Origin of the sequence: Sphingobacterium thalpophilum (assembly GCF_901482695.1) — a bacterium.
GTDB classification, from domain to species: domain Bacteria; phylum Bacteroidota; class Bacteroidia; order Sphingobacteriales; family Sphingobacteriaceae; genus Sphingobacterium; species Sphingobacterium thalpophilum.
In genome coordinates this window covers 3,842,739-3,864,173 of record NZ_LR590484.1, presented here as the reverse complement: position 1 = coordinate 3,864,173, position 21,435 = coordinate 3,842,739, and the positions used below count along the sequence as shown (strand labels likewise).

Sequence of the window (21,435 nt, the reverse complement as noted above, 5' to 3'; positions counted from 1 at the left end):
AGCAGGACTTAATCCTGCTTCAATTTATACCAAAACAATGGCTCTAAACAAGAACATCACTTTCCATGTCAATAAAGGCAGCTTCCATTCCAGCAAATTTATGAGATACCAAATCCATATCCTTACTGATTTTCTGGCTTGTAATCTTTGCATAGATTTGTGTGGTCGAAATATTTTTATGACCCATCATTTTGCTAAGGCTTTCAAGGGGTACACCTTCAGTTAGAAACATTGTAGCGAATGTATGACGTGCGGTATGGAAGGTAACTTTCTGCTCAGTAACAATCTCAGCCTCCTTAATAAGTTTAGCAACATGGCTATTGCAGGTTGCGTTTGAGGGCATAGGAAATACATAATCATTCCTGGTTAACCCCCGGTATTTTTCTATAATACGTTTGGGGATTTCCAGAAGTCTGACATTTGAAGAAACGTCAGATTTCTTCCTCCTGCTAATGATCCATTGATGGCCATCAAAGAAAGATTGGATGTTACTCCATTTCAGCTTCTTAATGTCAATGTATGAAAGGCCAGTAAAACAACTGAAAATAAAAAGGTCTTTTACAAGTTCGTATTTAGGTTTAGAAAGCTTCAATAACATGAGCTTTTCTACATTTTCCTTTAGGAGATAGCTACGATCAATTTCTTGCATACTGATTTCATAATCTTCAAAAGGATTTTGTTTTATTAGGCCTTTTTTAATTGCTAGATCAGCCAAGGCAATAACAGGCATCGTATAAACCCAAACCGTATTGTGTGTACATTCCTTATCAATGCGAAGAAAAAAATCAAATTCACGAATAAAATCACCTGTTAACTCCCTAAAGGCCATATCATCTCTATGGTATCGCTCTTTGATAAATTCGGAAAGGTGATTGAATACTGTCTTGTATTTATTGTAAGTGTTCTGTGATCGCTTTCCTTTTGAAACCATTTTTTCAAAATCTTCATTTTGCTCTTTAAATACCCTTAAGATAGCGTCTTCCATAACACCCACACCAAGGAAAGACAGCTTTACTTTTTGTGAGGTCGCAAAGCCATCATCTTTCATCATGTCTTCATAGATTTTGTTGATGCGAACGCGTATTTTATCGAGTTTCTGGTTGATGTCGGTTGCCAGATTGCTCTTTCCCAAAACACGACCGTGTTTTAAGTCCCACGTCTCAGGATTGATTTCTAATTTGGTTCCAAATGTTTTCGGAGTTCCATCAATGGTAATACGGCCCATAACAGGGACATTTCCGTTTTTCTTAGGTTCGTTCTTTTTCAAGTAGAACAATAACTTGAAAGTGGATCTTTTCTCACGCTCCATAACTCAAAGATTTAATGTTTAAAATTAATTTTTTATGAGTTACAAGGGAATATGAAAAGAGGTGCAAAAGACTGAAATATAATCACTTATATTTACGTCTATTAATTTAAAACAGGTAATGATTTAGTAACCTAACCCTGCCTATTTAAGCCCCAAACCTATCAGACACCGACTTCCAAACAAAGACTGCTATTTTATAAACTACTGTTTAGTAACAGTTTTAACCGTTTTGCTTACTTTTACTTTTATCTAAAGTTTTTTTTCAAAAAAATAACATAAAAATCTAATAACAAATAAATTACAAGCAAACAAATTATCAGCTGAGAAACCGCATATTTTGTGTAGTAGTGATGTGCAAATGTTAAATTTTGGCAAACTTATACTACATCAACATATTTGCTGTGGGAATAACCAATGAATTTTTTTAAACAAACACCAAAACTTTACGATATGAGGAATCTATCCGCATTATTTCTGACATCCATGGTCGTTTCAGTTGCCTATGGGCAAACTTCCATCCAGGGAGTAGTCAAAGATGGCACCAGCATGATATCCATGCCGGGCGTCACTGTCAGTATCAAAGGAAAGGCTGTATCTACAAAAACAGATGCAACGGGGAAATTTCAGATCAGTGCTGCTCCGACTGATTCGTTAGTATTCAACTTTCTGGGCTATCGGACACAGACGGTCTACATCGGAAACCAAACGCAGCTTAGTGTCTTTTTAGAGAACGAAAATAAGGCGCTTGAAGAAGTTGTTGTCATCGGCTACGGTACACAAAAGAAGGCTGATCTAACAGGTTCTATTAGCTCGTTAAAATCATCCGATATTACCAAACAACCGGCGATGTCGGCCATGCAGTCCATACAAGGCAAAGCAGCCGGCTTAAATATCGTTGCCAACGAAGCGCCAGGCTCATCACCGAATGTTATTATCAGGGGTTTAGGAACAGCTTTATCCGGACGTAATCCACTATATATCGTGGACGGTATTGCACAAGATGATATCAACAATATCAGCCCTTCCGATATCGAATCTATGGATGTTCTGAAAGATGCCTCTTCAGCTTCAATTTACGGATTGAGAGCAGCAAACGGTGTTATCATTGTTACAACAAAAAAAGGTAAAGCTGGATCGGTTAATATCAATTATGAAAGTTACGCGGGTATGAAGAAAATCCTCAACCGCGTTAAGATGGCCAACGGAGAACAGTTTAGGACGTATTTCAATGAAAATTTGTCGTCATTGGGGATAAAGGAGTGGTCACTAAAACCAAATCAACCATTTGAAACGGATTGGTATGACGAACTTATTAAAACGGGAACTGTATTTAATAATGCTATAAATATAGCGGGTGGTTCAGAAAAAATCGACTATTTCGTTTCGGCAAACAACTACACTGAAAACGGGATCCTTGAAGGCTCTAAATATGTGCGGAATACTATTCGTAATAACAACGTTTACAAATTTCTGAACAATCGGCTAAAGTTCTCACAAAATCTAAATCTGACTTTAACCACCTCAACCCCAAAACCTAATAGTGCGTTTACTACAGCCTATAAACAATCCCCGTTGGTCCCCCTACAATACTCCAATGGTCGATATGGTATTGGACGCGTTAATCAATCAACGGGTTTAGTAGGTATAGAAGGGAGTTCCGGCCAGAAGATTGGAAATTTAAACTCCATAGGAAATCCGGTTTATGAAGTACTAAGACAAAACGAACGCCTAAACACCTTAAGGCTTCAAGGAAGTTTTGAAGGAGAATTCAAAATTACAGACTATCTGAAACTGAATTCACGCATCGGTGCTAATAAATTTTATTCAAAGCAGCGTGTTTTTACTGATATAAAAGACAATTGGCTGCAAGCAAACCCTTTAAAAACGGAGGCTAATTTCTATGAAGAAAAAGCCAAGGGTAAACCGGGAAATGTCACTTTTGCTGATAATAGTCTGAAATACGAAAATCTCGAACAGTTCAGATGGTCTTGGGAAACGTTTTTAACATTTAATAAGACATTTGACAAGCATAATCTCGAAGCTGTTCTGGGAATGTCACGTGAAAAATATGATATCAACAGTATGAACAGTCAAACAGGCTACAATGTCCCCGGAAAGGAGCAGTATTGGAATATCGACTTAGCGTCGGATGAATATCAGCTCATCACGCGTCAAACCTATTACACGCCACGTGCATTAGCTTCTTATTTTGGAAGAGTTCAGTACAACTATGATAGTCGTTATTACGTGACAGCAACGCTACGTCGAGATGCATCAAGCGTGTTCCGAAATACAGGCAAATATTGGGGCACTTTCCCTTCCTTTGGCATAGGTTGGACAGCTTCCAATGAACAGTTCATGAAGGACGTCAATTGGATTAGTTTTTTTAAAGTACGAGCTAACTATGGGCACTTAGGAAATCAGAACATTCCATTAAATGTCTTTAATATATTTTCTAGTCCAGTAAGCTCTAATTATAACTACGTCTTCGGTCCAGAGCAGAACATGGTTTATGGAAGTGCCAAGGGGACACCCCCAGTTGACCTAAGCTGGGAGATCACCAAAGAGGCTGGCGCCGGAATTGACTTCACATTATTTAATAATCTGTCCGGATCTGTGGATTATTATCACAAGAAAAATACTAATACGATCTTAGATGTAACGCCCATATATTCCTCACCTGACGAAAAGAACTATTATGCACATGGAGCTAAAGTAGTTAATCAAGGGGTCGAAGTTACGTTAAATTGGAACAAGACAATATCACCAGAATTTAGCTATTCTGTAGGGGTCAACTACGCTTATAACAACAACAAGGTAACAGAAGTTGTTCATACCTTTGACGGCGCAACCGGTGGTAGTTTAAACAATGGCGAAATCACCAAACAACTACGTGTCGGACAACCAATTTATGCTTGGTGGATGTTTGAATCCATTGGTGTGTATCAGGATGAAAACGATGTCGCAAGCCATCCTTCTTTTGGGCCGGCTAAGCCAGGATATCTAAAATATAAAGATCAAAATGGTGATGGTGTAATCGATACACGCGATAAAAAGTTCTTTGGTTCGTTCATTCCAAGCTCCACCTATGGCATCAATCTTGGCATTAATTATAAAGCGATTGACTTCAATGTTTCTGGATATGGCGTGGCAGGCAATAAAATATACAACGGGATGAAAAGCACACGTATAGATGGCGGAGAGAACATTGCACTCTCGACCTTTGAAAACCGTTGGACAGGGCCAGGATCTACGAATGTACATCCGGGGGCCGAGCGGGCAATATGGGCTTCAAATTACTTTCTGGAATCCGGCAGCTATTTTCGCATAAACAATATCACCCTAGGGTATACATTTAATAGGCTTTATAGTACAAAATAAAAATTACGTCTTTACGTGACGGCACAAAATCCATTTATGTTTACCAAATATAGTGGATTCTCTCCAGAACTTGCAGGTGATGGCAGCCCAAATCTAACATCAGGTATTGAACTTTCAGCCTATCCGACAACACGCAACTTCTTAGTTGGACTTAATATGCAGTTTTAATATTTAAAATGAGAGCACTATGAAAATTAATAAACTTTATATAGCGATTGCAATCACAGCAGGTGTAACCTTGCAAGGTTGCAAGGACAGCAAATTTTTAGATGTACCTTCTAGAGAAATTGTAGAAGCAGAAGATAGTGGAGAAGTTTATACTCCAGAGCAATTTGTCAATGGAGTATACGGTATGTTTACCGACTGGGATTATGCGTTCTCTTTCTTGGGAATTACTGAGATGATATCAGACAATGCCGATAAAGGTAGTTCCGCAACTGATTCCGGCGGTGATAAATTACTATTGGACAACCTCACCTATACCTCCACCGCTGGCTCTTTTCAATCGATGTGGGCTCGGTGGTATAAATCCATCGGACGCGCTACCCGAGCAATAGAGTACACCGAAGAGTATGGCCTGACAGATGAATCTTATAAAAATAGACTTATTGCAGAGGCTCGATTTCTTCGCGCCCTTAACTATTTCTACCTCGTTCGTGGTTGGGGCGATGTCCCAATCCAAGAACGCGATTTTATCAAACGCGAACCAGCGGCAGAGGTTTATGCCCATATCGAAGCCGATCTGCAATTCGCTATCGACAACCTTCCTGTGAAGTCCGCTTATGCCGCAAAAGATTTGGGAAGAGCGACCAAAGGGGCTGCTCAAGGATTGCTATCAAAAGTGTACTTGTATCAAAAAAAATGGCAACAAGCTGCTGATATGGCCAATACGGTCATCAATTCGGGGGAATATGGGTTAGAAACAGACTATGCGAAAATCTGGCGTTTAGAGGGTGAGAATGGACCTGAATCACTGTTCGAGTGGCAGGCTCGAGGTACTTCCATCGCACATGGTATAAAACAGTACAGTCAGGTACAAGCTCCACGGGGCGGAACTGTGGCGCTCGGTTGGGGATTTAATATTCCCAGTCAAAATTTATTGGATGCATTCAACGCGGAAAAAGATAATATTAGACGTGATGCAACCATTATTTTCAGAGGTGAGACCCTTTACGACGGCAGGGTGATTGACAACGGCGTAGAAAACCCAATGTATAATGAGAAAGCCTATTCATCAGCAAATGGAGGTGCAGAACATACCGATAAAAATGTGCGCTATCTACGTTTAGGTGAAATTTACCTCATCCTTGCAGAAGCAGCCAATGAGTTAGGGAACAGTAATGAATCGCTTGACGCGTTGAATGCAATTCGCACACGCGTAAAACTGCCCAAAATCACAACGACAGATCAAACCCAACTCCGCCAGTTAATCTGGAAAGAACGCAGGCTTGAACTAGCATTTGAACATGATCGTTGGTTTGACCTTGTGCGGACACAACAGGCTAAAACTGCCATGACAGCCAATGGGAAGACATTTCAGGATAAAATGTATTTATTCCCGATCCCAGAGAATCAACGTATTCAAACACCAGAGATGCCCCAAAATCCAGGCTGGTAAGATGCACAAACACGTATTTGTTCAAACGGCAATGATGCCGTTTGAACATTTTTTTAAGATTTTAAAACAAGAATATCCATGAGAAAACCAACAACATATTCTGCGCTAACCGGTATTGCCTTGGCCCTTCTTTTCAGTAGCTCATGCCAAAACTCATCTAATAAAGACCAAGACAATATCTCTAAAACTGATTCGGGCAGCTGGGAACACAACCTAAATGAAGACTCCTTGCTGACAAGTATTCAGCAGCAGACCTTCCAATATTTTTGGGAGGGTGCCGAACCCACGTCGGGACTTGCCCGTGAACGCATCCACATGGACGGTGTGTATCCGGAGAATGACCGCAATGTCATTACAATCGGTGGTAGCGGATTCGGGCTTATGGGGATGATTGTCGCTATGGAGCGTGGGTTTATTACGCAAGAACAAGGCGTGAAAAAGCTCAACCATATCATGGATTATTTGAGCAAAATAGAAAGATTCCACGGCGCATGGGCACACTGGTACGATGGAGAGCTAGGAACAGCTAAGCCTTTCAGTGAAAAGGATAATGGTGGTGATATTGTGGAAACGGCATTTCTAGCTCAAGGATTAATAGCGGTCCGTGAATATTTAAAAGACAAAGATAATGTGGCTAAGTCGGTGGCACAAAAAGCTGATAAACTTTGGAAGGAAATTGAATGGAGCCATTATACAAATGGAAAAAACGTGCTCTATTGGCATTGGAGCCCAAAATTTGACTTTCAGCAAAATCATCCTATTCAAGGATATGACGAATGTCTGATCACTTATATCTTGGCAGCGTCCTCCCCCTCCCACCCCGTTTCCCCCAGTGTATATCATGAAGGCTGGGCTAGATCGGGAGCGATTAAAAGCGCTGCAAAAAAATACGATATTCCGCTGATCTTAAAACATAATGCCAAGGATCGCGAAGTTGGACCGCTGTTCTGGGAACACTATTCTTATCTTGGATTGAGCCCCAAAGGCTTAAAGGACCAATATGCGGATTATTGGGAGGCTACGAGCAATCATGTGAAAATTAATTTGGCGTATGCAGCCAAAAATCCAAAAAATTACAAAGGCTATGGCGTCGACAAAGGTTGGGGCTGGACTGCCAGTTATTCCATTAAAGGCTACGATGCACATCATCCTGATAATGACCCGGGGGTCATTTCACCCACAGCGGCGCTATCATCCATGCCCTATACACCACATGAAAGCATGCAGTTTGCGCAGTACCTCAATGCGCAACTCGGCAGTAAAGTGTGGGGTAAATATGGCTATTATGATGCTTATAGTGAAACTGCAAACTGGTTTCCGCAACGCTATCTCGCCATCGATCAAGGCCCCATTATTGTCATGATCGAAAATTATAGAACAGGAAAAATCTGGGATCTTTTTATGCAGGCTCCCGAAATTCAACAAGGGCTAAAAAAACTTGGTTTTACTAGTCCTTATCTAAAGTAGTGGCTATATGGGATCATTTTCAATCCGTCACACGTTGAAAATGGTTCCAGCCACAAAAGATAATAGCCGGCAATAGATCCAGTTATCACGCTCATTTCTCATAAGTACAACATGGACGTAACATTACGTTGCGCACAAGCATAAACAAAAGTTAATTCATGAAAAAAGTTGTAGGAACATTCCTTCTGGCCCTTATTTCCTGGCATACAGGGGTAGCGCAGTCTGATCAGAAAATGAATAGGTTCATTGATCAGCTCATGGCCAAAATGACGGTCGAAGAAAAGATCGGCCAGCTCAATCTCGTAACCGGTGGAGAAGCGACAACCGGTACAACAGTTTCGACGGATGTAGAATCCAAGATCCGCAATGGACAGATCGGCGGCATATTTAGCATGAGCACGCCATCTAAAATCCGCAAAACACAGGAAATAGCAATCAAACAGTCAAGACTTAAAATTCCAATTATCTTCGGCATGGATGTCATTCATGGCTACCGTACTGTTTTTCCAATACCATTGGGCTTAGCAGCAACCTGGGATATGGGATTAATTCAGCAATCCGCTCGTATTGCCGCCGAAGAAGCTACTGCGGATGGCATCAATTGGGCTTTTTCTCCCATGGTTGATATTTCTCGTGACCCCAGATGGGGACGAATTTCTGAAGGCGCAGGCGAGGATACTTACCTGACTTCTAAAGTAGCTGAAGCTATCGTTTATGGCTTTCAAGGAGATAATCTGGCCGCCCACAACACCATGATGGCCTGTGTCAAGCATTTCGCTCTATACGGCGCCGCCGAAGGAGGACGTGATTACAACAGCACCGACATGAGCCTTCACCGCATGTACAATGAATATTTGCCACCATACAAAGCTGCAATCGATGCAGGTGCAGGAAGCATCATGACCTCCTTTAACGATATCAACGGCGTACCGGCCTCAGCCAACAAATGGTTGTTAACCGATCTGTTGCGCGATCAGTGGGGCTTCAAGGGCCTAGTGGTGACAGATTATACTGCAGTAAATGAATTAACAGCGCATGGGCTGGGCGATCTGCAGCACGTTTCTTCACTGAGCCTAAACGCAGGTGTCGACATGGACATGGTGGGCGAAGGCTTTCTGACAACCCTAAAAAAATCATTGGATGAAGGAAAAGTAAATTTGGAGGCTATTAACCGCGCATGTCGCTATGTTCTGGAAGCTAAATACAAATTGGGACTTTTTGAAGATCCTTACCGTTATTGCAACGAACAACGCGCTGAATCAATCATTGGATCCGCAGCTAATCATGCCAAAGCGAGAGAGGTCGCGGCCAAATCATTTGTGCTGCTGAAAAATGCAAATCAGCTGCTACCATTAAAAAAATCTGGCACTGTGGCGGTAATCGGCCCATTGGCAAACTCAGGACCAAACATGCCCGGAACTTGGAGCGTGAGTGCAGAGCTCGATAAGACATCCTCATTGGTAGATGGAATGAAAGCCGTATTAGGCAATAAGGTCAACATGGTCACCCACCTTGGAAGCAATCTTCTCGAAGATTCAACTTATCAAAAACACGCGACCATGTTCGGTCGTACAATACCTAGGGATCTCCGAAAAGAAGAAGAAATTATTGCCGAAGCTGTGAAAGTCGCTCAACAGGCGGACGTTGTGGTGGCCGCCCTCGGCGAATCGTCAGAAATGTCAGGCGAGAGCTCAAGCCGCTCAGAGCTGAATGTTCCTAAAAATCAGCAAAACCTTCTTAAGGCCTTATTGGCAACAGGGAAACCAGTCGTGCTAGTCTTGTTTACCGGTAGACCGCTTACACTCACTTGGGAAGACGCGCATGTGCCTGCTATACTCAATGTCTGGTTTGGTGGCACTGAAACAGGCAAGGCGGTAGCAGACGTTTTATTTGGAGATGTGGTCCCTTCCGGGAAAATTACCGCAACTTTCCCTCGCAATGTCGGCCAAATTCCGATTTACTACGCACACAAAAACACAGGTAGGCCATATGGTAATTCGGGCGACTTCGAAAAGTTTAAATCCAATTACCTGGATGTGAGCAACGATCCGCTCTACCCGTTTGGTTATGGGCTCAGCTATACTACGTTTTCTTATGGCGATATCCATCTGGACAACGATATACTTGAAAATAACGGTTCTATTCATGCAAGTATCGATATTACAAATACGGGCAATTATGACGCCGAGGAAACAGTTCAGCTTTATATTCAGGACCTAGTTGGATCTGTAACACGCCCGGTCAAAGAATTAAAGGGTTTCCAAAAAATATTCTTGAAAAAAGGAGAGCGAAAGACAGTAAAATTTGAAATCAGAGTGGACGATTTAAAATTCTTCGACAGCGCGCTCAACTATGTCGCAGAACCTGGAGACTTCAATGTGTATATTGGCCCCAACAGTCGGGACGTCAAAGTAAAAGCATTCAAATTGCTTTAATTTTAAACCGGTACTTAGCAAAAAAAAGGGCGCCTAAAAAATAGGCGCCCTTTTTTTGGAATCAATTCATGTTCCCATCAAAGCGCTCAAATAACAAGCGAAGCTCCGTTGCTTTTTCCGGATAGTCGTTTAAAATATTAGATCTTTCACTGGGATCCCAAGCTATGTTATATAATTCTTCAACGGCGTCGTACCGTTTTCCAGATATCGAATTAATTCCCGCTGGTATCCTACGATACTTCCAGTCGCCTGACCTGACCGCCTCAACCTGTCCATAATTCACTAAAAATATAGGTCTATGGGCACTCTTTAAATCTTCCGACCGACCGTTCAACAAAGAATCGATAGCCTGACCGTCTAGCGCTTTCTTGGGAAGAGGCGCACCAGCCCATTTTACGACAGTTGGCAAAACATCCAGATTACTTATTGCTTGACGTATGACTTTACCTTCTTGCGCATACCCCTTGCCGTAGACAATGAAAGGCACCCGAACTCCGCCCTCTGTCGTTTCGGCTTTGGACCCTCTAAATACACCGGCCGTACCGACATGCCAATTTTTGGTTGCCTGATCGTCTGACATGCGTGCTGGGTAAGATATCCATGGACCATTGTCGCTCGAAAAAATCAAAATCGTATTGTCTGCTAGCCCGTTTCTCTCAACAGCCCTCCAAAGTTCCTCAAAATTGTGGTCCAGTTCACGCATTACTGCTCCAAGAGGCCCAGCATTTTGCTGATCTTGATATCGGTTGTTTTTAGTAGAGAATGCTAAGGGAAGATGTGGAAAATTGTGCGCATAATATAAAAAAAATGGTTGCTCTCTGGTCTGTTCTTCTATAAATTTTAGGCTTTCCTGATGATATAAAGCACTCAAATCCGAGTCGTCAGGAGCAATAACTTCTGGCTTCCTATTTCTAAAAATCTTTATAACCGAATCAGTCTTTACATATGGAGCACGATAGTCATGGCTGTAAAGCATGCCATAAAAAGAATCGAATCCCTGCTGGTTGGGGTGATGGTAAGACTGCTTGTCACCTAGATGCCACTTACCAATTAAAGCGGTTCGATATCCGACTTTTTTTAACAATTCAGCGATTGTTTCTTCGTCGTCCGGCAACCCCAGATCTGAACCGGGCCCGATTGGAGCCGGTAAATTATACCGAGAAGCGTATCTTCCTGTAAGCAAAGAAGCTCTTGAAGGCGTACAGGAAGGTGTAGAAACCATAAAGTTCGTTGCCCGCACTCCTCGACTGGCTATCGAGTCCAAAAAAGGGGTCGAGATATTGGGACTACCGTAACAACCAATGTCGCTGTATCCTAAATCATCGGTAAGGATTAAGATTATATTGGGCTTGTTGTGCTGTCCATTGACATAAGTTATAGCAAGCAATAGGACTAATAAACTTAGAAATTTTGTATACAGCATAATAATAATGAATTAATTGGAATCCTCGGACAAGATAACGAATTTTACCAATTTGAATGCTACTCTAAACCGCAATTTCCGACATGTGTCAAAGTAATCTTTTTTTATGCAATAGACATTGGGGAAGCGAGCGCTTCCCCTGTTGTCAATTTGAGAAAAGATAAGGGAAATCTAAAAATATAAAATTTATTTCATATAATCTACTAAATCTATAGATGTTATTTAAATAATCAAAACTTGTCTCATTCACGAATCATCATAGTTCAGATCTGACATTATTCTATTGCTCGGGACAAAGCACATAGTCGGAGCTGATCCAAAATCGCACCGACGATGGAATGACAACCTTGTCTCCTACAAAAAAAATAATGCTCGGCTGCAAGATACATGAATAAAATGGTTATATTTAGTTGTCATTTAACCAAAATCGAATCCATGGAAGACATGATTCTTTATAATCGGCTCCAGTTTGCCTTTACGATCACATTCCACTATCTGTTCCCCCAATTGACCATGGGATTATCGTTAATGATCGTATATTTTAAATGGAAATTTTTGCGCGCCCAACGGCAAGAATATAACAATGCGTCCAAATTCTGGATGAAAATCTTCGCACTGAATTTTACAATGGGTGTCGTAACTGGTATACCGATGGAATTTCAATTCGGTACTAACTGGGCAAAATTCTCCGAGCTCACAGGCGGGATCATTGGTCAGACATTGGCAATGGAAGGTATGTTTTCCTTCTTCCTGGAATCTTCCTTTTTAGGGATGTTTCTTTTCGGAGAAAAGCTGTTAGGACATAAACTGCATTTCCTGTCCGGTCTTATGGTATTTATCGGTTCTTGGGCCAGCGGCTTCCTGATCATCGCTACACATTCTTGGATGCAGCATCCTGTCGGTTATGAAATTCTTGAAAACGGTAAGTTTGTACTCAACAATTTCAGCGCTCTTTTTAACAATCCTTGGCTGTGGCCATCTTATCTCCATAATCAGGCTGCATCCTTGGTCACAAGTTCCTTTTTCGTTGCTTCTATAGGCGCCTTTTACCTACTCAGTAATCAGCACAGCTCAGCTGGTAAGATTTTCGTGAAAAGCGGCGTAGTATTTGGCGCCATCTCGTCCATATTACTGGCTTTTCCGACGGGCGATCTCGCGGCTAAAAATGTCGTTAGATATCAGCCAGCCGCTTTTGCTGGAATGGAAGGTATTTTCCACACAGAGAAAGGCGGATCCGAAATTATTCTTATCGGTCAGCCTGATATGGAAAACAAAAAGCTGGACAACAAAATAGCGGTACCCAATGTACTGAGTTTTCTGACCTATCAACGCTGGGATGCTGAAATTAAAGGCTTAAATGAATTTGAAGAATCAACGCATCCGACAAATGTTCCGGGGTTGTATTATAGCTATCATATTATGGTTGGTCTCGGCACTATATTCATTGCTATCATGGTGCTGGGGCTGCTTTTACTTTGGCGAAATAGACTATATCAGACCAAATGGCTTCTATGGATTATCATGTTTATGATCCCGTTTCCCTATATCGCCAATACTGCCGGGTGGTATACCGCTGAGCTCGGACGGCAGCCCTGGCTGGTCTATAATCTGATGCGCATGGTGGACGGCGTATCCCCGACAGTGTCTTCAGGGAATACATTATTTACATTGCTAGGATTTGTAGGATTGTATATGCTCCTGGGTTTGCTATTTCTAATATTGGTTTTGAAAATTATTAAAAAGGGTCCCGAACCTTTAATCGCTTTAAACTAATCGCTATGGAAATATTCTGGTTTATCGTGTTGACTTTTATGCTGGGTATCTACATTGTCCTCGATGGTTATGACTTTGGGGCGGGAATAGTCCATTTATTCTTTGCCAGAACCGAGCAAGAGAAAAGAGCCGTCACAAATGCCATTGGACCTTTTTGGGATGCCAATGAAGTTTGGCTTATAGCTGCCGGCGGCGTCTTGTTTTTTGCTTTTCCAACCCTTTATGCGTCATCCTTTAGTGGGTTCTATCTGCCTTTAATGCTGGTTCTATGGCTCCTGATCTTTAGAGCTATGAGTCTGGAACTAAGAGGCCAGGTCCATCACCGTTTATGGGAAGCGTTATGGGACAGGGCGTTTGGTCTGGCAAGCTTCCTACTGGCCTTATTTTTTGGGGCTGCTTTGGGCAATGTTGTCCGTGGTGTCAACCTGGGCATGGTTGAAAATGGGATGTCTACCCAAGAACCACACTATTTTTTTCTTGCACTTTGGAACCCTACATTCGACCCGTTGGCTGAACACCAGGGAATTATTGACTGGTTTACCATCATATTGGGACTAGTCGCTGTAGTGACATTAACCATACACGGTGCAGGGTGGGTGATTTTAAAGACCTCAAGCAGCTTAAACCTACGTCTAAAAAATATTATATTCAAACTCAACTTTGTGTTACTTACGCTGGTTATCCTGTCAGCTTATGTCTGGCATTATGTAAAACCTATTTCTCTGCACAATTTGCAAAATCATTATTGGCTTTGGATTTTTCCTACCATAGCGATGGCTGGTTTGGTCGGGCAATTTTGGATCCGGAGTTTCAAAAAAGACGGCATTGGTTTTCTGTTTTCATCCCTATTTATCCTAGGCAGTTTCGCCACTACGGTGGCTTCCATGTTCCCAACGATGCTTCCATCGACCAATACGCTCAATCCATCTTTGACCATCCACAATGCGGCTGCACATGAATACGGTTTATCCGTCGGACTCGGATGGTTTATTTTTGCTGCCGTATTGGTGGTTGCCTATTTTATCGTTCAATTCCGGGTGTTTAAAGGCAAGTTGGACGATGTTGGCTATGGAGAACATTAACTTCCTGCAGCATTTACATTCCTAGCAAATGATTTTTCATCGCAAGCCGAACCAATTCAATCATATTTTTTACTTTAAATTTTGTGAGCAGATTGCGACGATGAGTTTCTACCGTCACCGGACTCAGAAATAGCCGTTCGGCGATCTGATTACTCGTCAAGCCATCTGCTATCAACTGCAAAATTTCCTTTTCGCGGGATGTCAGCCTTGGTAATGCTCGAAAAGTTTCTTCCGCCTCTGAGTAGAGCTCCCTCGCGCGGTCACTGAATGCTTCTTGCCCCGCCAGCCCAAACCGTATACAGCGCAGAAATTCTTCATTGGAAGCATCCTTTAGAATATAACCGTCCCCACCTTTTTGTATAAACTGGTAGATTAGGTTACGGTCCGCAACATTACTTAATGCAAGCACCGGAATCGTAGGACGGAGCTGCTTTAAACGCACACATACGTCAAGACCGCTTTTGTCCATCAGCTGCATATCCAACAGAACCAGATCAACCGTATTAATCGCCAAAAATGTATGGAGAGTCGCCTCCTGCGAAAAGGGGTACACGGTATAACCACCCTGTTGGCTGAGAAATGCGACGACCCCTTCCAATAATAAAGGATGGTCGTCCAATATCGCTATAGCATTCATAACTTGATGGTCTTAAACGGTGATTTGCATTTCAATTTGTGTGCCTGCTCCGACTTCACTCTGTATAGCCATCGTCCCATTGATCCAGTGAATTCGATTTATCATGTTATTCAGACCTATCCCATGAAATTGTTCCGAAGTATCAAAACCTTTACCGTTGTCTTCTATTAATACACATAACTTCTCTCCCACCTTGCTGACCTGTACAATAATCAGATCCGCTTCCGCATACTTTAACGCATTCGAAATAGCTTCCTGGACGACACGGTATATCACTAAGCCTTTTTTAAAATCCAAGTGGACTTCTGTTTCATAATTTTCGAATTGGATCGTCACCTTATCATTTTTCATGACTAAGCACAACTGGTCCAACGAGGCTATTAATCCAAATCGTTGTAAGGATTCGGGCATCAGATTGTGCGATATTCTTCGTACTTCCCCCAAGATTTCATTCAATTTATTTGGAAGGACATCCTGTAAAACATTTGCTTCGGGATTGCTTCCGGCAATCTTAAACTTCAAACCTGTCAGCATACCTCCGATACTATCATGCAGATCTTGTGCAATGCGCTGCCTCTCCTGCTCTTCTGCCCGGAGCATAGATTCTGAGATTTCCAGCTGCTTTTCTTTGGCTAATTTTTCCAGTACAATCTGATGATTGATTTGGATCTGCTTATTAAGCTTGCGTTCTTTCTTGTAAAAGAACAAGGTAAACAACGCAGCGACAAGCAACAAAACAGCTATGCCTAAAAAAAGGAAAAGCTTAAACTGGCTACGGCTCTTCTCTGCACGTAAATTTAAGATCAGCTTCTCTTTTTCTACAGTTTTATATCTAGCCTCCATCTCATTCATTTTTTCTAAAAGCTGCACCTTTTGTATGCTGTCAGAGAGCTTATTAGCGATATTAGCCATTTTTAATGCTTCCTGATAGTTGCCCATTAATTCGTTGACATTTGTCAATTGCGTGTAGACGATTTTGCTGTTATACAGATCTCTGGTCAACAAGCCGTTTCTCACAATTTCTTCCAGCTGTTGTTTCGCCTGAACATATTTCCCCTGCATTAAATACACGTTAAATTTTCTAAACAGCATCATCTGAAACAACTTCCAATTATTCATTCTCCTTGACCAGTCAAGCCCGATATCCAGCATTTTCAACGCTTTATCTGCCTGCTGCTTCGTCGTAAAATAGAGTGCTTCGTTATAGTAATAATTAGGTAGCTGAGAAGAGTTTGGTTGCTCTCCCATAAGTATCTTAACCTTATCCAGTAATTGGCGCGCGTCACTGGATTTGACCTGATAGCAATAATTACTGACCGCATTTAAATAAGCCGTCAACAAAGCGGCACTCTTTGGCTGTTGTTCCAGCTGTTGGATAGCTTTCTTGTGATATTCTTCGGCTTTATCCAACTGGTTGGAAGACATAAAAGCCACACCGATCATCGAATTTATGGTGCCCTCCATCACTGGATCATGCGCTTTGGCATACGGCATACATTTTCCGTTGAGTATATCCAAAAGGTCCGCAAATCCTTTTTTTGGAAACCGGATCAATCCCAGATTATACCAGGCCTTAGCTAAAAGCTGTTGCTGAAAAGGGTGATTAGCTTCATCGAGCAGATCAACACACTTTTGGGCTGCTATCCCAGCACGGGTTGCGTCCAAAAACTGTCCATAATAAAAACTCTTGTAAAGCGAGCCCATTGCCTGCAGCGTACGAAAAGACTTAGCCAACCTCTCTCCGAGGCGCATGTTTTCCCAGAATTTAAGCGTGTCCCGAAACCTGTAATAATCTGCCAGATAAAAATACTGCATTGCCCGCACACTATCATCTGAACTCGACTTCAATAGCGCTTCTGCGTCAGACCGGTATTTGTTCTCGTCCAGTGGCAAAAAACTCTGTGCACTTGAGAAATGACACGTCAAGCAACAGATAAACATCGCGACCGTCCTACAAAGATAAATTAAACGAACCTTCATGCATCCTATAACATATAAGCGTAAGGCAAAGTCATATTATATCGGCACTTATAACTATCAAAAAGCATTGCACCCTATGATTTGCTCTAGCTACCAAAGATACGTTAAACTTTCGAATCTCTTTATCGTTCTTGTTTCTGAGACTTCCCCATAAGATTGTCTGGGGAAGTCTTCCCGATGTCTTGTCAAGAGCCTGTTCCACGATTAAGGATATACAAACGGCGGGTAGCGTACAATTATGTTTTGATTGACCAATGCATGTTATTGGTCGCAATATCGACTAATACGTCAAACTTGTACGCGTAGCTAGAGGAAATTACTCTTGGAGAAGCACTTTCAAATAGCGTGGACTTTACAATAGGAACGCTAAAAGGCAACGACCAGGCTCTTAGCGATTTAGCTATAGCATCCATAGTGTTGATCCCCTGCAAAGCATGCGCTCCGTCAGCCCAACATATCATCCCCACCCGTTTGTCAGTAAGATAGGCAGGCTTATTCTTCGCACTTACTTCAAGCCAGTCCAGACAGTTTTTCATGACTCCAGGGATGCTTCCATGATACAAAGGAGCCAGCCAAAAATGCACATCTGCTTCCAGAAAAAGATTGTTCATGATTTTGACACTATTCGGGATTCGATGTAGACTCATATCAAACAGCGGAATGCCAGCATCCGCCAGATTAAAAACAGTATACTGGATATCACGCCGCTGCAATTGCCCGGCGATGTATTCCGATACTACGCCTGAAGTAGACTCTAGTCTTCTTTCCAAGGCACCATTAAATATCAATGCTTTCATCATTAATCAATTCGTTTAAAAATTACCTTGGGCATACCGACCTCTCCATACATCAGTGCTTTTACAATTGGAATCAGCCGTCCTGCCGCAAGCAGATAAAGAGATTCTGGGATGTCGGAACGCGCTCTAATAACGACTTTTTGATCTTTATAGGAGCTAAAGTCAGCCGCTAAAATTTGCTTTTTCCATAAATCCAATCTCAATAATTCAACAGTCTTAAAATCATAATAGGCCACGGCTTTATGAAACTTATCTGCTAGAGACAGGTAGATCCACGAGGGAATAATAGCATCAGTGGAGCAGGTGAACGCTACTGCCTTCCCAGCGAAGTTAGCCATATCAACAGCAGCCAAAGCTGCTTTAAATTCTTTCTCTTTGACAATTAAACCTTGAAAAAGCAGGTTTTTAATATCAAACGAAACAATTTCGAGATCGGTCCTGAAATCAATCAGATCTAAAGGCAGGATCCCAGAGTTCTTTACCTTGTTGACAAACATTATATATCCCTTTACCTAGTTAGGAAATTTGCGTAATAACAGATTCATAATTGTTCTCAACTACAGACCAATCCAGAACCGACCAGAATGCGTCCAGGTAATCAGCTCTTCTATTCTGATATTTTAGATAATAGGCATGTTCCCAGACATCAATACCCAAGATGGGATATCCCCTATTTACGATCTGTGTATCCATCAAAGGATTATCTTGGTTTGCTGTAGCAGCGATATTTAGCCCTCCATTATACTTCACGTACAGCCATACCCAGCCCGAGCCAAACTGCATAAGCCCAGCCTCTTTCAATTTCGTCTTAAGCTCGTCCAAGGAACCGAAAGCTGCATTAATTTCATCTGCAAGCCTGCCAGTCGGTTTCTTTTTGGCATTCGGCGACAGTGTTTGCCAAAATAACGTATGATTATAATGGCCTCCAGCATTATTGCGGACTGCATATCCATATTTACTCACAGCTTTTAAAATATCAACTAACTCTGCTTCTTCCACTTCAGTTCCCAAGATAGCCTTGTTCAAATTATCAACATAAGCTTGGTGATGGCGTTGATGGTGGATATGCATGGTCTGCTGATCAAAATAAGGTTCAAGCGCCGCATAGTCGTAGGGCAGCTTAGGTAATTGAAATTTGTTCATGTTGCTTAGTTTTATGTTAGGTCAAAACTAAATAATTGCTTTCAATAAAACAACTATTTAGTTGTTTTATTGAAAGCAATTATTTCCCACTATACTTAGCCGTATAACGCAGTAGCGCTAAAAAACCAAATAAAATAAAAACATTATATTTGTAGATATTAATTAAACAACTTTTTATTTGTAAATGCAAAAAAACCCGACCGATCGGTTATTACTGTTATTGAAAATGCGTACACAGGCAACTGCCGCCTTGGTTGCAACTGAATTGGGTATCACAAAAGAAGGAGCTCGCAAACATTTGCTGAACCTTGCCGAACAAGGACTCATTACATCTGATACAAAAAGTGAGGGCAGAGGTCGGCCATCAACCTACTATACACTTACATCCCGCGGGATGGCAAAGTTCCCAGATAGCCATGCCGATATCACAGTGCAGTTGCTGCAGTCGGTCAAGCAGTTGCTTGGTGAAAATGCACTGGAGCTATTAATCGGCGACCGGGAAGCAAAAGTTTACCGGAAATACGCAGATGCACTGTCCAAAGCCCGATCAATCGAAGAAAAATTACACATCATTGCAAAAAAACGGACTGAAGAAGGGTATATGGCGTCTTGGCAAAAGGAGGACAATACTTATCTTTTTGTGGAGAATCACTGCCCCATATGTGCTGCCGCAACAGAATGTCAGGGGTTTTGCCGTTCTGAGCTAAACAATTTCCAACAGCTCATTGGAGCTGATTACAGCATAACAAGAGTTGAATATATTATTGAAAACGGATCTCGGTGTTCATACCTTATTCAAAAAAAAGATTGATAATCGTCCCTTTGAAAAAAGATATTTTTTTCAAAAATAAACTTGGCAAAGTGTAAAAACAACACTATCTTTGTTCTATCATAATTTAGGTTTATAATTGGTTATTTAAGGTTTTCATTCTCCCCGTTTGAAAACCTTTTTTTATATTCTATCCAACGGCATAAACATGTTCTTAACTGTTTTCCATAAGCGGGACTCCAAAGTCAGATGTTTTTTCTTCAACAGCAATGGAGCAAACATAGAGTTCTGCTACAGCCAAAAAATCATCCAACGGCAGATACAATGCGCCATCTGTAATAGCAGATGAGTGCCAAGATGTCAAACAAATGAATTTAGAGTCTGCTTATATTGTTGCACATATTCTTTAGGATTACATCCCATGATTTGTTTAAAGACTCTGTTAAAGTTGGTGATGCTGTTAAACCCACAGTTATAAGCAATAAAAGACACACTGTCCAAGCGGTCTTCATTAAGCTGATTGCATACCTCTTTAACTCTTATTCTGTTGAGATAAGAGACAAAAGTAACACCACAATGTTTCTTAAAATATCTACAGAATGCCTGAGGGGTAAGATTTGCATAATCCGCCACGTCTTCCAAACTGAGCTCATCTTTATAATGCTCTTTGATATAATTACAGATCAGCTTAACGCGATTGGTACTGGTTACAGTATCAATGTCCACTGCAACTCGCTCTGTACATAGAGCGTCTGCCTCGCGGGAAATATTAGCTAAGGCTCGCAACAAGTAGAAAAAATGCATCAACGTGTCCATTTGATCAGCCGCTTTTAACTGATTGACGCGCTCTGATATCTGAGCAAAATATCTTTCCGGAATCTTAAACCCCCTGGAATTATTATGAATAAACTGATTTAACGATTCAAACTCATCTAAGCAAAATAAATATTTTAGCTTACCATACGGATCAAAGAAAATAGAAATAGATCGCGATTCATTTGAAAACCCATCTGGTGTTGCTGATTTAAAAACATGAGGCTGATTAGCACCTAAAAAGAAAATGTCATTTTCCTTAAAAGGATGCAGGCTATCTTCGACAATCAAAACGCCCTGTCCTTTTTTTATCCACATCAGCTGCGCTTCTTGATGGCGGTGAAAGTAAGGATAAAACGTTTCTAAAACATCTTCTTGTATAGTCAAACTTTGTCCTCGCGTCGTAGGTACATTGAACTGGAGCGTTTTCATAGGTGTCTTAAGTTTATGTTTACAAATGTTTAGTGTTTAGTTAACATAAATATAATAAACTCCAACGAACAATCTTTCTCGAGTGCAATGTGGGAAAATACTATACCAAAATATGTTTAGCATTCGACAATATTTAATAAAAAACGAAGCGGAAAGAAGAATGCGGTTAAAATACAATTAAACTTTGATAAATTGTGCTAATTAAAAGTCGACAGAAAGATTGACCTTTAGTGACGTCGTTATTTATCTTTTATTATGTACCTCCAACCCACCATTAGATGGTAAAACAGCGTGCTATCAATGAAATAATCAATTGCCCTTTCAAGGATATCACTTTGGAGCAGATAAATTTTACGATATTGGCATATAAATTTGC

15 protein-coding genes are annotated in these 21,435 nt (G+C 41.3%); 7 read left to right on the top strand and 8 right to left on the bottom strand.

What is annotated here, in order from left to right; genetic code table 11:
• Nucleotides 1-43: 43 nt before the first annotated feature.
• Entirely contained in the window at nt 44-1,309 is a 1,266-nt protein-coding gene (locus FGL37_RS15860; protein ID WP_028069049.1) for a site-specific integrase, read from the bottom strand.
• Between the two features lie 450 nt (nt 1,310-1,759).
• Between FGL37_RS15860 and FGL37_RS15855 the strand changes: the two genes are divergently transcribed.
• The 4 genes from FGL37_RS15855 to bglX all read left to right on the top strand — a co-directional run bounded on the left by FGL37_RS15855 (nt 1,760) and on the right by bglX (nt 10,210).
• On the top strand, nt 1,760-4,690 hold the full coding sequence (locus FGL37_RS15855; RefSeq protein ID WP_197734476.1) for a SusC/RagA family TonB-linked outer membrane protein: 2,931 nt from the start codon (nt 1,760-1,762) through the stop codon (nt 4,688-4,690).
• Nucleotides 4,691-4,877: 187 nt separating this feature from the next.
• The gene (locus tag FGL37_RS15850; protein ID WP_028069050.1) at nt 4,878-6,308 is read left to right on the top strand and encodes a RagB/SusD family nutrient uptake outer membrane protein; all 1,431 of its coding nucleotides are present in this window, start codon (nt 4,878-4,880) and stop codon (nt 6,306-6,308) included.
• Nucleotides 6,309-6,386: 78 nt separating this feature from the next.
• Nucleotides 6,387-7,775 (top strand): glucoamylase family protein, encoded by a 1,389-nt coding sequence (locus FGL37_RS15845; RefSeq protein WP_051606604.1) that lies wholly within the window; start codon nt 6,387-6,389, stop codon nt 7,773-7,775.
• Nucleotides 7,776-7,933: 158 nt separating this feature from the next.
• Nucleotides 7,934-10,210, top strand: coding sequence for a beta-glucosidase BglX (gene bglX, locus FGL37_RS15840; RefSeq protein ID WP_028069052.1), 2,277 nt, complete (start codon nt 7,934-7,936; stop codon nt 10,208-10,210).
• Nucleotides 10,211-10,271: 61 nt separating this feature from the next.
• On the opposite strand, the gene FGL37_RS15835 is transcribed toward bglX, so the two are convergent.
• The gene (locus FGL37_RS15835) at nt 10,272-11,633 is read right to left on the bottom strand and encodes a sulfatase-like hydrolase/transferase (protein ID WP_028069053.1); all 1,362 of its coding nucleotides are present in this window, start codon (nt 11,631-11,633) and stop codon (nt 10,272-10,274) included.
• Nucleotides 11,634-12,068: 435 nt separating this feature from the next.
• Here FGL37_RS15835 and FGL37_RS15830 point away from each other — a divergent pair, with 435 nt between their 5' ends.
• A complete protein-coding gene (locus FGL37_RS15830; RefSeq protein ID WP_028069054.1) occupies nt 12,069-13,406 on the top strand; it encodes a cytochrome ubiquinol oxidase subunit I in 1,338 nt (445 codons plus the stop codon).
• A 5-nt stretch (nt 13,407-13,411) separates the two neighbouring features.
• Complete coding sequence (gene cydB / locus FGL37_RS15825; protein WP_028069055.1) at nt 13,412-14,488, top strand: cytochrome d ubiquinol oxidase subunit II; 1,077 nt, start codon at nt 13,412-13,414, stop codon at nt 14,486-14,488.
• A gap of 13 nt (nt 14,489-14,501) precedes the next feature.
• Here the strand turns inward: cydB and FGL37_RS15820 are convergent, their stop codons facing one another.
• The 5 genes from FGL37_RS15820 to FGL37_RS15800 all read right to left on the bottom strand — a co-directional run bounded on the left by FGL37_RS15820 (nt 14,502) and on the right by FGL37_RS15800 (nt 19,045).
• Nucleotides 14,502-15,125, bottom strand: a complete 624-nt coding sequence (locus FGL37_RS15820; protein WP_028069056.1) for a response regulator transcription factor — start codon at nt 15,123-15,125, stop codon at nt 14,502-14,504.
• A gap of 12 nt (nt 15,126-15,137) precedes the next feature.
• Complete coding sequence (locus tag FGL37_RS15815; protein WP_160169465.1) at nt 15,138-17,051, bottom strand: sensor histidine kinase; 1,914 nt, start codon at nt 17,049-17,051, stop codon at nt 15,138-15,140.
• 290 nt (nt 17,052-17,341) lie between these two features.
• Nucleotides 17,342-17,905, bottom strand: a complete 564-nt coding sequence (locus FGL37_RS15810; RefSeq protein WP_232048716.1) for an NADPH-dependent FMN reductase — start codon at nt 17,903-17,905, stop codon at nt 17,342-17,344.
• Nucleotides 17,905-18,399 carry a DUF2480 family protein gene (locus tag FGL37_RS15805; RefSeq protein ID WP_037532508.1) on the bottom strand — a complete coding sequence of 165 codons (495 nt, stop codon included), beginning with the start codon at nt 18,397-18,399 and terminating at the stop codon, nt 17,905-17,907. Before FGL37_RS15805 ends, FGL37_RS15810 begins: the two co-directional genes overlap by 1 nt.
• 19 nt (nt 18,400-18,418) lie before the next feature.
• The gene (locus tag FGL37_RS15800) at nt 18,419-19,045 is read right to left on the bottom strand and encodes a superoxide dismutase (protein WP_028069060.1); all 627 of its coding nucleotides are present in this window, start codon (nt 19,043-19,045) and stop codon (nt 18,419-18,421) included.
• A 226-nt stretch (nt 19,046-19,271) separates the two neighbouring features.
• On the opposite strand from FGL37_RS15800, the gene FGL37_RS15795 reads away from it, so the two are divergent.
• Nucleotides 19,272-19,856, top strand: a complete 585-nt coding sequence (locus FGL37_RS15795; protein WP_197734475.1) for a helix-turn-helix transcriptional regulator — start codon at nt 19,272-19,274, stop codon at nt 19,854-19,856.
• A gap of 318 nt (nt 19,857-20,174) precedes the next feature.
• Here FGL37_RS15795 and FGL37_RS15790 read toward each other — a convergent pair whose 3' ends face one another.
• Nucleotides 20,175-21,059, bottom strand: a complete 885-nt coding sequence (locus tag FGL37_RS15790) for an AraC family transcriptional regulator (protein WP_028069062.1) — start codon at nt 21,057-21,059, stop codon at nt 20,175-20,177.
• Nucleotides 21,060-21,435 lie beyond the last annotated feature (376 nt).